The following is a 12,159-nucleotide window of genomic DNA, read 5'->3' as shown; positions in this document are numbered from 1 at the left end:
GCCGCCGTCACCGACGCGGCGCCCACCGACCCGGGCGAAACGGCCGAGCGTCTCCGGGCACTGCTGGCGCAGTCCGAGGAGGCGATGGCAGAGATGCGGCGGCTGCTCGCCGGCGCCACGCCGTAGCGCCCGGCGGGCGGCGCTCCGAGTGGCGCGGGAGCGTCGTCAGCCGCCGGTGCTGTCGCTCTGCGGGCGGGTGGAGCTGCGCACGATCAGATGCGTGGGAAGCGGTGTGTCCTCGGTGACGCTGTCGGGCTCCTCCACCGCGATCAGCACCTTCTGCATCATGAGTTCGCCGAGGGTGGCGAAGTCCTGGCGCACGGTGGTGAGCGCGGGGTAGAGATAGCCGGCCTCGGGCACGTCGTCGAAGCCGACCACGCTGACGTCCTCGGGCACGCGCAGTCCGCGCTCGCGCAGCGCCGACAGCAGACCGATCGACATGTGGTCGTTCGATGCGAACACCGCCGTGCCGGGGCCGATGTCGAGTTCGGCGCCCAGCCGGTAGCCGCTGGCGGCGGACCAGTCGCCGTGCCTCGGCTCGACGACCTCGAGGCGACGCGACCCGAGCTCGTCGCGCCAGCCGCGGATGCGCTCGACGGCGTCGGGAGCGCGCTGGGGTCCGGCGAGGTGGAGGATCCGGGTGTGGCCGAGCTCGGCGAGGTGGCGGACGGCCGATCGGGCGCCGCGGTACTGATCGATCGAGACGATGAGCGGGCTGCGGCGCGCGGTCGCGGCGGCCGCGACCACCGGGATGCTGAGATCCAGGCCCCGCACGACCTCGAGCACCCCGATGTCGACGACGATGAGCACGATGGCGTCGACGCGCTGGCGGAGCAGCGACTCGATCACCTCTCGCACGGCGGCAGGATCAGGATCGAGCGCGCTCACCGTCTCGACGCTGTAGCGCTCTGCCCGGGCCGCGAAATTGAAGGCCGTGGCCACCGATGTGGGGCCGTAGTCCGAGACTCCGGGCGCGACGAGCCCGATGGTGCGGGTGCGGCGCGTGACGAGCGCGCGCGCCGCGGGGGAGGGGCTGTACCGCAGCTGCGCGATCGCCTGCTCGACCCGTGCGCGCGTGGCGGGGCGGACGTTGGGCAGGTCGTTGAGCACCCGAGAGACCGTCTGGTGCGAGACCCCCGCGAGCCGGGCCACGTCGAAGATGTTCGCGGAGCGCGCCTGCTTCTCGTCGGTCACCGCGCTCCCTCCTCGTCGGCGTCGTCGGCCTGCGCGACGAGCGCCATGAGGGATTCGACGGTGAGCGAGTCCGACGGCAGCGTATCGACCACCCGGCCGCCGCGCAGGATCGCGACGCGGCTCGCGACGCGCAGCACCTCCTCGAGCTCGGCCGAGATGAACACGACCGAAAGACCGTTGTCGGCGAGCTCACCCACGAGGTTCTGGATCTCGACCTTGGCGCCGACGTCGATGCCGCGCGTCGGCTCGTCGAGGACGAGCACACGCGGCGACAGCGCGAGCAGTCGTGCCAGCAGCACCTTCTGCTGGTTGCCGCCGGAGAGCGTGCCCGCGGGGCGGTCGGGGTCGGCCGGCCGGATGTCGAGCGCCTCTATCCAGCTCATCGCCAGCTCCCGGCGACGCTGATCCCGCATGCGCCGGAACACGCCCCGCTCCGCCTGCAGCGCGAGCGTGATGTTGTCCTGCACGCTGAGCTCGCTGATGATTCCCTCGGTGCGGCGATTCTCCGACGAGTAGACGATGCCGAATGCGATCGCCTCGCGAGGGGTTCTCGGGTTCACGGGTCTGCCGCTGATGGTGATGATCCCGGCGTCGAGCCGCTCGGCGCCCGTGATCGCGCGCGCCAGCTCGGTCCGTCCCGAGCCGAGGAGTCCTGCGAGCCCGAGCACTTCGCCCTCATGCAGCGCGACGTCCGCGTCGGCGATGCCGGGAGCGACCGTCACGCCCCGAGCGTCGAGGAGAGCGGATGCCGCCTCCGGCGCGGCGTCGACCCGATCGCGTGTGCCGAGATCCGAGACGCTGCGACCGAGCATCTTCTCGACCAGGTCGATGCGCAAGAGCTCCGTCGGCAGGTACTCGCCGACGAGCCGGCCGCCCCGGAGGACGGTGATGCGGTCGGCGATCTCGTAGACCTGGTCGAGGAAGTGCGAGATGAAGATGATCGCGACGCCGCGCTCCTTGAGGTCGCGCATGACGCGGAAGAGCTCGGCCACCTCCTCGATGTCGAGGCTCGAAGTGGGCTCGTCGAGCACGAGCACCCGCACGTCGATCGAGATCGCCCGAGCGATGGCGACGAGCTGCTGGACGGCGAGCGAGTGGCTGCCGAGCATCGACGCCGGATCGATCGTCAGGCCGAGTCCCGAGAGCACCTCCGCGGCCCGCTCCCGCATCGCCGACCAGTGGATGGTGCCGAGGCGACGCGGCTCCCGGCCGAGGCAGATGTTCTCGGCCACCGTGAGATTCGGCAGCAGGTCGATCTCCTGGTAGACCGTGCTGATCCCGGCGCGCAGCGCATCGGCCGGTGTTCCGAAGCGGACGGGGTGCCCGTCGAGCTCGATGCGTCCGCTGTCGAGGTGCAGGGCCCCGGTGAGCGCTTTGATGAGCGTCGACTTGCCGGCGCCGTTCTCTCCCATGAGCGAGTGCACCTCGCCGGGGAAGACGCGGAAGCGCACGTCGTCGAGCGCGGTCTCCGCGCCGAACCTTACCGTCGCCCCGGTGAGTTCCATGAGCGGACGCCGCTCGTCCATCACGCCATTATGTCGTGAGACGCGAACGGGTCCGCTCATGGCACTCGGGTCATCGGCGACGGTCGGACCGGGTGACGATGAACCGCTGCACGACGATGAACACCAGCAGCAGCCCGCCGATGATGATGCGGGTCCACGACTGCTCCGCGCCCATGAACGCGATGATGGTCTTGATCACGCCGTACACGAGCACGCCGATCATCGAGCCGATCACATAGCCGGATCCGCCCGTCAGGAGCGTGCCGCCGATGACCACCGCCGCTATCGCGTCCAGCTCGGTGCCGACGCCGTTGAGCGGGTAGCCGGCGCCCGAGTACGCCGTGAGGACGAGGCCCGCGAGGCCGCCGCAGACGCCGCTGATGACGTAGACGAGGATCTTCGTCCGGGCCACCGGCAGGCCCATCAGCCGCGCCGACTGCTCGTTGCCCCCGATGGCGTAGATCGTGCGGCCGAAGCGCGTCCACTGCGTCACGAAGACGCCGATCGCGACGATGAGGAGGGCGAGGATGCCGGTGGGCGTCAGATACCAGTCGCCCACCGTGAGTCGCGTCCGCTGCAGCCACAGCACGGCGGGGTCTTCGACGCGGATCGACGAGAGGCTGACCACGAACGCGAGGCCGCGCGCGAGGAACAGGCCCGCGAGCGAGGCGATGAACGGCTGCACGTCGAAGTAGTGCACGAGTACGCCGATCAGGAGCCCGATCGCGGCGCCGCCGAGCAGCATGAGCGGAATCGCCACGATCGCCGGAAGCCCCTCGGCCAGCAGCTTCGCGCACAGGATGCCGGTGAACGCCATCACCGACCCGACGGACAGGTCGATGCCGCCCGTCAGGATCACGAACGTCAGGCCGACGGCGAGGATGAGCAGGTAGGCGTTGTTCAGCAGCAGCGCCGAGAGGTTCCGAGGCGTGATGAAGTTGCCGAACGCGAACTGCGCGCCCACGAGGAGCACGATCAGGATCACGATGGCCGCGAACATCGGCATGAGCGACGAATGCCGGCTCATGAAGGTCGCGTAGCGCGCGCCGAGCGTCGGGCGCCCGGCCTCGGTCTGAGTCGTCGTGGTCATCGGACCGCCTCCGCCTTCGTCGGCTCCGTCGTGGTCGAGGGTGTGGGTGCGGGCGTGTTCGGACCACCGTCGCCGGAACGGCGTGAGGCGATCAGCCCTCGCGCCCATCGGTGTAGCCGCGGCGACTGGACGAGCACGACCACGACCACGACCGCTGCGAAGAAGACGGGCGCCTGCGCCGACGGCACGCCGAGGAACAGGATGGTGGACTCGAGCGTCTGGATCGTGAGGACGCCGACGACCGTTCCCGCGATGGTGAACTTGCCTCCCATGAGCGACGTCCCGCCGAGAACGACGGCGAGGATCGCGTAGAGCTCGATGTACAGCCCCGCGGCATTCGCGTCGGCGGCCATGATGTTCGAGCTGTAGAGGACGCCTGCCATGCCGGCCAGCACGCCGCTCGCGGCGTAGGCGCCGAACACGATGCCGCGGGCGCGGACGCCCGCCAGTCGGCTCGCCTCGGGGTTGATGCCGACGGACTCCGTCAGGACGCCCAGTGCGGTGCGCCGCTCCAGCAGCGCGATGACCGCGATCGCCGCGATGGAGATGAACAGGGCGAACGGGAGTCCGATGACGTAGCCCGTCGCGATGAACTTGTAGGGGGCGCTGGTGACCGTCGTGATGAACCCGTCCGTGATCAGCAGCGCCACGCCGCGGCCCGCGAGCATGAGCACGAGGGTCGCGATGATCGGCTGGATGCCCAGTACGGCGATGAGGAAGCCGTTCCAGACGCCGAGAACCAGGGCCACGAGGATGCCGATCAGGAGCGCGACGGCGACGGTGGCACCGCTGCCCGGATCGCCGGAGGTGTCGATGATCGTCAGCGCCACGGCGCCCGAGACGGCCATGATCGCGCCGACCGAGAGGTCGATGCCCCGGGTGGCGATGACGATCGTCATGCCGAGGGCCACGAGCATGAGCGGCGCGCTGTTGCGGAGGATGTCGATCAGCGCCCCGTACAGCTCGCCGTCGCGCACGGTGATGCTGATGAACTGCGGCCGCGCGATCGTGTTGACCACGATCAGTGCGAGCAGGGCCGCGACCGGCCAGAACAGCCGATGTGTGACGAGCTTCTTCACGCTGCGCTCCCCTCGCCCTCGTTGGCGATGTAGTCGATGAGCAGATCGAGGTCGACGGTGCTGGAGTCCAGCTCGCCGATGCGGCGTCGGTCGCGCATGACGACGACTCGCTGTGCCAATCGAAGCACTTCTTCGAGCTCCGATGAGATGAAGATGACCGAGAGCCCCTGTGCCGAGAGCTCCGCGACCTTCCGCTGGATGTCGGCCTTCGCGCCGACGTCGATGCCGCGGGTGGGCTCGTCGAGGATGATCAGCTGTGGTGCGGTCGCCAGCCAGCGGGCGAGCAGCACCTTCTGCTGGTTGCCGCCCGACAGATTGCGCACCAGCATGTCGGGGTCGGCCGGGCGCACGCCGAGCGCCGTGATGTACTCCGAGACCACCTGGTCGCGCTCCGCGCGGCGCACCGGCCGCATCCATCCCCGCTTCGCCTGGATGCCGAGCACGATGTTCTCGGCGACGGTCAGGTCGGCGATGATCCCCTCGGCGCGGCGGTCTTCGGAGGAGAATGCGATGCGGTGGTCGATCGCGTGCCGGGGCGAGGTGAGGCGTGCCGGCCGGCCGCCGATCTCGACGCTGCCCGAGTCGGCCTTGTCGGCGCCGTACAGCAGTCGCACGAGTTCGGTGCGGCCGGACCCGAGGAGCCCGGCGAGGCCGACGACCTCGCCCTCGTAGATGTCGAGGTCGGCAGGTTCCAGCATCCCTCTGCGTCCGACTCCGGTGGCGCGCAGCACCGGCGCCGCCGTCCGGTCGATCACGCGATCGGCGGTGCGCGAGATCGCGGCGAGCTCGTCGAGCTCGCGCCCGATCATCTGGCTCACGAGGCTGTCGCGGGGCAGATCCGCCGCGACGTGCTCGCCCACGAGCCGGCCGTTGCGCAGCACCGTGATGCGGTCGGAGATCTCGTACACCTGGTCGAGGAAGTGGCTGACGAACAGGATCGCGACGCCGTGATCGCGGAGTTCCCGGATCACCGCGAACAGGCGTTCGACCTCGCCGCGGTCGAGGCTCGAGGTGGGCTCATCGAGGATGAGCACCTTGGCGTCGAGCACCATGGCGCGGCTGATCGCGACGAGCTGCTGGATCGCGATGGAATGGCTCGAGAGGATCGAGCGGGTGTCGATGGTGAGACCGAGGCCCGCCAGGTGCTCGGCGGCGAGCCGGTGCACCGCCTTCCAGTCGATGCCCGCACGGCCACGCGGCTCGTGCCCGAGCATCACGTTCTCGCCGACCGACAGGTTGGCGCAGAGGTTGACCTCCTGGTAAACGGTGGATATCCCTGCTGCCTGCGCATCCGCCGTGGCGGCGAACACCCGCTCCTCGCCGTCGACCGCGATCGTGCCGTTGTCGATCTGGTACACGCCGGTCAGCGCCTTGATGAGGGTCGACTTGCCGGCGCCGTTCTCACCCATGAGGGAGTGGACCTCGCCGCGGCGCAGCGTGAAGTCGACCTGATCGAGGGCGAGGACGCCCGGGAAGCTGATGGTGATGCCCCGCATCGCGACGGCGGGGATGTCTTCGTTGACGGTCATGCGCATCCGTGTCTCTGTCTCGTCCGGACTTTGGTGTCGAGCCCGGCGTCCGGCGGGAATCGGCCTCAGCCGATTCCCGCCGGATCCGGGAACGGGGATCAGTACGCGCGGGAGTCGATGACCTCGGCGGCCTGCTCCTGCGTGAAGGACTGGTCCTCGACGTAGTTCTCCTTCTCGACGTCCTTGTCGGCGAGCACGTCGGTCACGAGACCGGCGGCGAGCTCGCCGAGCAGCGGGTTGCACTCCACGATGAAGTTGATCTTGCCGTCGACCAGCGCCTGCATGCCGTCATGCACGGCGTCGATCGAGATGATCTTGATGTCCTCTCCGGGAACGCCGCCGGCGGCCTCGATCGCCTCGATCGCGCCGAGCGCCATGTCATCGTTGTGCGCATAGAGCAGGTCGATGCCGTCCAGGCCGTACTTCTGGAGGAAGCCCTCCATGACCGTCTTGCCGCCGTCGCGCGTGAAGTCGCCCGTCTGGGAGTCGATCGTCTCGATCGCCGTGCCCTCGATCGCCTCGTTGAAGCCCTCGGCGCGGTCGTTGGCGGGCGCCGACCCGGTGGTGCCTTCGAGCACGACCATCTTCGTCGGGGTGTCGCCGAAGTTCTCGGCCGCCCACTCGCCGGCGGTCACGCCCTCCTTCTTGAAGTCGAGGCCGACCCAGCTGGCGTACAGATCATCGGACGAGGTGACCGTGCGGTCCTCGAGGATGACCGGGATGCCGGCATCCGATGCCTCCTGCAGCACGTCGTCCCAGCCGTCCTCCACGATCGGGGCGATGACGATCGCGTCGACGCCCCGGCTGATGAAGTCGCGGACCGCCCCGATCTGCGCCGCCGGGTCGTTGTCGGCGGCGTTGAAGACGAGCTCGAAGCCGTTGTCCTCGGAGAACGCCTCCTTCATGGACTCGGTGTTGGCACTGCGCCACCCCGACTCCGAACCGGTCTGCGCGAAGCCGACCGTCACGAGCTCGTCGCCGCCGTCGCCGCCTGCGCCGGCTCCGTTGTTGGAACTCGCGCAGCCTGTGGCCACCAGTGCCAACGCTCCCAGAAGCGCTGCACCGGCGAGAATCCTGTTCTTCATTCCCAAAACCTCCTCGTTCGGGTCCGGCGTCGACGCCGGTATCACTGTGCCGCGGGCCGCACTCGTGCCGCCCGTCCGCCTGAATGTTAGCCTTCACATTCCGGGGTTGCGCAAGATGTGAGCGGTAACATTTCCGTAACGCGGGCACTTCTGCGGATCTTTGCAGCCCGCGATTCCGCGCAATCTTGCGCAAAGTGAGGGATCACATCCGTCGCCCGTGGCCGATACGGGCCGTCGGTGTTGCTGTCGGAGCGGATGAGCGCGTTCACAACGCCCCGGCAGCGCGCACGCGTCCGCCCGGGATGCCGGGGTTCAGCGGCGCGAGGCGACCGCGTTCCAGACGCCCGCACCGAAGACGACCGTGGCTGCGACCAGCGGCGCGACCAGGGCGGTCCCCGCCCCCGACGTGTCGGCCACGAGACCGGTGACGGCCGATGCGGCGGACTGGCCGACGACGACGGCCGAGCCGAGCATCGTCATGACGGTCGCCGAGCGCCCGCGGGGGCTGAAGGCGGCCGCGAGGCTGTACTGGGTCACGAGCGTGGGCCCGATGCCCACGCCGATCACGAGCAGGCAGATCGCCATCGCGCCGACGGTGCCGACGAAGGGCAGGGAGACGGCTCCCGCGACGAGGATCGCGGCGAACGTCAGCCACCGCGCCCTCAGGGAGAAGCGCGCGGGGAAGAGCGCGACGCCGAGGGCGAGCGCGGCGGATCCGATGCCCATCGCGCCGTAGACCAGACCGGCCTGCTCGGGCACGCCGCGCTCGGCCATGAACGCCGTGAGCGAGGTCAGCATGGCGCCGAAGAACAAGCCCATGCCGAGTGCCCCGACGACCGGCGCGAACACGCGCGCGCGGAAGAGCTCCCGCAGCGGCGCCTGTTCGGGTCGGACGCCTCCTGCGGATGCCGCCGCCTTCGCGGCGGTGGGGTGCAGGGCGAACGCGGTCACGAAGACCAGGCCCAGCACGGCGGCGCCGATCACCGGCGCCGCAGGGTTGAGCGTCGTCGCCAGCAGGCCGACGATGACCGGACCGAAGACGAACACGATCTCGTCCGCCGCGGACTCGTACGCCATGGCGCCGTTCACGACGGGCGTGCGGCGCTCCTTCGGATAGGCCCGCCCGATGATGCCGACCAGGCGGCTCCGCGAGAGGGGTGCGACCTGCGGCATCGACGCGCCGATGAAGAAGGCGACCGCCAGCAGCGCGGCATCCGGGACCGGCGCGAAGGCCAGCCATGCGAAGGCCGCGAGCATGACGCTGTTGGTGGCGCCGGCGATCAGCAGCACGCGCCGTTGGCCGAAGCGGTCGGCCGCGGCCCCCAGCAGGGGGCCGACCAGGGCGGTGCCGAGGCCGGTCATCGCGCTCGTCGCACCGCCGAGCGCGAGCGATCCGCGCGCCGACACGACGAGCGTCAGGATGCCGACCACCATCATTGCGAACGGCAGGCGCGCGATCAGCGCGATGGGGAAGTACGCGTAGCCGGCCTCACGGATGAGGCTCGGGCGCCGGACGGCGGGTGCAGGGCGCTGTCGCGCGTCGGTGAGTGTCGTGTGCATCGTGGTTCGGGGCTTTCCGGCCGCACGGGAGCGGCATTGCGTGCCGCCTTGTCCGCAGCGGAGAGGGCCGCAGGCAGGTAGATGCACATCGAGGATGGCCCGGCCAGTCTACCGATGCCACCTGAGCGGCGCCTGGCGGCGGGTCATCCGGGGAGGCGGGGTTCAGAGCACCGCGCCGACCATCGCCTCGCCGAGCGGTGTGCGGCGGTGCAGTACTCGCGCGCCATCGCGCGTGCTCGCGAGAAGGCCCGCATCGCGCAGCACGGTGAGGTGGTGCGACGCGGTGGAGACGGCGAGGGCGGTGTCGCGCGCGACCTGGGAGGTCGTCCTCGGCTCGTGCGCGTCGAGCAGGATGCGGGCGCGTGCCGGCCCGAGCAGGGCGCCCAGGGCCGTGGTCACGTCGGCGGGGTCGCGCGCCCACGTCGCCGTCACTCCCTGGGCCGGGTAGAACAGCGTCGGCTGCGCGGGCGGCTCGGTGAGCACGAAGCACCCGGACGTGCCCATCACCGACGGCACCAGCACCAGCCCGCTGCCGCGGCAGTCGACGACCTCGCTCCAGATCCGCATCGTGACGCGCACCGCCCCGTCGGTCCACGCGACGCGATCGTGCAGCGTCTGGATCATGGCGCCGATGCCGCTCTCGGCGATGCGCCGCGACCGCACCGCGATGTCGGCGCGGAGCAGTCGCTCCAGCTGCGTCCACACCGGGGCCACGCCGGAGTTCCAGACCGACAGCCACGCCTCCGCGATCATGGCCCGGGCGCGGTCGGGCTGGTCGAGCATGCGCTGCACGGCGGCCTGGCGCGCGCCCTCGGTGCGTACGAGCACCTTCGTCATATCGACGCGGAAGCGCTCGTCGTCGATGTCGCGCAGCCGCTCCGCCTCCGCCTCGGGCGTGAGCTCCCATGTCGGGGTGGTGGTGAAGAAGTCGGGGAAGTAGCCCTCGTCGCGGATCAGCAGCGCGAGCACCTCGAAGTCCTCGCGCGGGATCGCGCTGCGGGTCGCCTGCATCCATCCCCACTGCAGCGGGTACTCGTCGGGTCGCAGCAGCGCGCGCACCGCGTGACACAGCTCGTGGCCGGGTGAGACGCCAAACCGGATCGCGGTGAGGTCGTCCGGCGCGAGCTGGAAATCGACGAACTTTCGATCCACATCGAAACTATAGGCCGACTCATGGACGGCGAGGAGGCTGAAGCCACACCACCTGCAAGCGGATGGAGCACCTCATGACCACCACCATTCCGGCCATCGTCCCCGCTGCCGACCTCGTCGTCGGCACGGGCCGCCTGCGCCGATTCATCGGCGTCGAGCACGGCGCGGCCGTCTCCTATTTCTTCGTCGACAACGAACCCGGGCAGGGTCCCGACATCCATCGCCACCCCTACGCCGAGACCTGGGTGCTGCTGGAGGGCGAGGCGCGCATCACGATCGACGGCGAGACGCTGGATGCCGTCGCCGGCGACACGGCCACCGCCCCCGCGGGCGCGTGGCACGGCTTCAAGAACTCCGGAAGCGGCCGGCTGCGTGTGCTGTGCATCCACGCCTCGGATCGCATCATCCAGGAGTGGCAGGACGAACCCGGCGTGCTCGACATTCCCACCAGCGACTGATTGGATCCGGTTCATGACATTCCAGGCATACCTCGACAACATCGAGGACAAGACCGGCCTCACGCCGCGGCAGTTCATCGAGCTCGCGCATGAGAAGGGCTTCGACGAGAGCACGAAGGCCACGCCGATCGTCGAGTGGCTCGCCGCGGATTACGGCCTCGGCCGCGGGCACGCGATGGCGCTCGTCCACGTCATCACCAAGGGTCCGCAGATCAGCGACAAGCACGTCGGCACCGGCACCGCCCACTCCGATCCGTCGAACACGCTGTGGCTCGACGGCAAGGCGACGAACCCCCACCCCTGAGTCAGGTCGCGACGGGGATCCAGACGCGCATCGTGGAGGGGCCCCGCTCCGCCCACTCGTGGTACGGAACGAGCGGGACCTGCACGGTCCCGACGCCCTCGTTCCACGGTGACGTCGCAGTGCGGCGTGCCTCGGGGCGGGAAGCGCCGGCGGTCTCGCGCGGCTCGTCGCCCCGGCGCGAGTACGGCCAGACGCCGGTCTCATCCGGGTCGTCCGGCACCACGACCTCGACCCACACCCGGCCGTCGCGCCACAGCGGCGCTGCACCGCGGGCGAGCGAGACGCCGGCGACATCGTCGGCGCCGAGTCCATCGACGTCCACGGATTCGAGGGCAAACACCTCGGGTCCGCGTTCGATCGCCAGGCACCCGCGCACGGCATCGATCCGGGGGTCGGGCGACACGATCCGCGGCGCCATCGGCAGGTGCAGCTCCACGACGTCTCCCGCGTGGAACGCCCGGCGCACCTCGACGAGACCGGGCGCGACCTCGCTCTCGTCGGCGGTGTGGCCGGCCGCCTCGACCCGCAGACGCGCTCCCGCCGCCCATGCCGGCACGCGCAGCGTGAGTGTCCACGGGGCGCCGGGCGCGGCGTCCGACTGCGTGATCACGCGGATCCGCCCCGACGCGGGATAGTCCGTCTCGACGTCGAACGCGACGACCCGGCCGTCCGGCAGCCTCGTGCGCACGCTCGCGGGGGCGTACTGATGCAGCTGAACGCCCTCGTCGTCGGAAGTGGCGAGATAGGCGTCGAGGCTCGCGAGGGTCCGCGCGACGTTCGGCGGGCAGCACGACACCTCGAACCACGGCGCGCGCAGCGACGACGAGGCGCGCGGCGAGGTGGCCTCCTGGTCGGCCGGCACGCCGGGCACACGCTGGTGCAGCGTGTTGGCGTAGAAGAACGCGCGACCGTCGGGCGCGGGAGAGGTGGCTACGACGTTGTACAGGGTCCGCTCGATGAGGTCCGCGTGGCGAGGGTCTCCGCCCGCCAGCAGCAGGCGCCACGAGAACATGACCGATCCGACGCCGGCGCAGGTCTCGGAATAGGCGCGGTCGGCCGGCAGCTCCCAGTCCTCGCCGAAGGCCTCGTCCTGGTGGTGCGAACCCTGGCCGCCGGTGACGTACGTCCGCCGCGCGACGGTGCGGTCCCACTGCCGGCGGAGCGCCGCGAGCAGCTCGTCGTCGCCGGTGTCGACCGCGACGT

11 protein-coding genes are annotated in these 12,159 nt (G+C 70.3%); 2 read left to right on the top strand and 9 right to left on the bottom strand.

Features of this window, described 5'->3' with window-relative positions; genetic code table 11:
• Positions 1 to 165: 165 nt before the first annotated feature.
• The 8 genes from VIP82_RS06550 to VIP82_RS06515 form a co-directional block, all read right to left on the bottom strand.
• Entirely contained in the window at positions 166 to 1,194 is a 1,029-nt protein-coding gene (locus VIP82_RS06550; RefSeq protein ID WP_331906851.1) for a LacI family DNA-binding transcriptional regulator, read from the bottom strand.
• Positions 1,191 to 2,720 (bottom strand): sugar ABC transporter ATP-binding protein, encoded by a 1,530-nt coding sequence (locus tag VIP82_RS06545; RefSeq protein ID WP_331906849.1) that lies wholly within the window; start codon positions 2,718 to 2,720, stop codon positions 1,191 to 1,193. The genes VIP82_RS06550 and VIP82_RS06545 overlap by 4 nt, the downstream gene beginning before the upstream one ends.
• 49 nt (positions 2,721 to 2,769) lie before the next feature.
• Positions 2,770 to 3,789: an ABC transporter permease subunit gene (locus VIP82_RS06540; RefSeq protein WP_331906847.1), complete on the bottom strand. Its 1,020-nt coding sequence runs from the start codon at positions 3,787 to 3,789 to the stop codon at positions 2,770 to 2,772.
• Positions 3,786 to 4,868, bottom strand: a complete 1,083-nt coding sequence (locus VIP82_RS06535) for an ABC transporter permease (RefSeq protein ID WP_331906845.1) — start codon at positions 4,866 to 4,868, stop codon at positions 3,786 to 3,788. The genes VIP82_RS06540 and VIP82_RS06535 overlap by 4 nt, the downstream gene beginning before the upstream one ends.
• The gene (locus tag VIP82_RS06530) at positions 4,865 to 6,397 is read right to left on the bottom strand and encodes a sugar ABC transporter ATP-binding protein (RefSeq protein ID WP_414684624.1); all 1,533 of its coding nucleotides are present in this window, start codon (positions 6,395 to 6,397) and stop codon (positions 4,865 to 4,867) included. Before VIP82_RS06530 ends, VIP82_RS06535 begins: the two co-directional genes overlap by 4 nt.
• Before the next feature lie 98 nt (positions 6,398 to 6,495).
• Positions 6,496 to 7,482, bottom strand: a complete 987-nt coding sequence (locus tag VIP82_RS06525) for an ABC transporter substrate-binding protein (protein ID WP_331906841.1) — start codon at positions 7,480 to 7,482, stop codon at positions 6,496 to 6,498.
• Between the two features lie 312 nt (positions 7,483 to 7,794).
• A complete protein-coding gene (locus VIP82_RS06520; RefSeq protein WP_331906839.1) occupies positions 7,795 to 9,042 on the bottom strand; it encodes an MFS transporter in 1,248 nt (415 codons plus the stop codon).
• Positions 9,043 to 9,204: 162 nt separating this feature from the next.
• On the bottom strand, positions 9,205 to 10,194 hold the full coding sequence (locus tag VIP82_RS06515) for an ArsR/SmtB family transcription factor (RefSeq protein ID WP_331906837.1): 990 nt from the start codon (positions 10,192 to 10,194) through the stop codon (positions 9,205 to 9,207).
• 74 nt (positions 10,195 to 10,268) lie between these two features.
• Between VIP82_RS06515 and VIP82_RS06510 the strand changes: the two genes are divergently transcribed.
• Positions 10,269 to 10,652, top strand: a complete 384-nt coding sequence (locus VIP82_RS06510; RefSeq protein ID WP_331906835.1) for a cupin domain-containing protein — start codon at positions 10,269 to 10,271, stop codon at positions 10,650 to 10,652.
• Positions 10,653 to 10,665: 13 nt separating this feature from the next.
• Positions 10,666 to 10,956, top strand: a complete 291-nt coding sequence (locus VIP82_RS06505; protein ID WP_331906833.1) for a DUF4287 domain-containing protein — start codon at positions 10,666 to 10,668, stop codon at positions 10,954 to 10,956.
• A 1-nt stretch (position 10,957) separates the two neighbouring features.
• Here the strand turns inward: VIP82_RS06505 and VIP82_RS06500 are convergent.
• Positions 10,958 to 12,159 (bottom strand): glycoside hydrolase family 127 protein (locus tag VIP82_RS06500; protein WP_331906831.1); only part of this gene is annotated, 1,202 nt, incomplete at its 5' end.

Source organism: Microbacterium sp. (genome assembly GCF_036566905.1).
Taxonomy (GTDB): domain Bacteria; phylum Actinomycetota; class Actinomycetes; order Actinomycetales; family Microbacteriaceae; genus Microbacterium.
The sequence above is the reverse complement of the archived record's forward strand: the minus strand, read 5'-3'. Positions and strand labels throughout refer to the sequence as shown.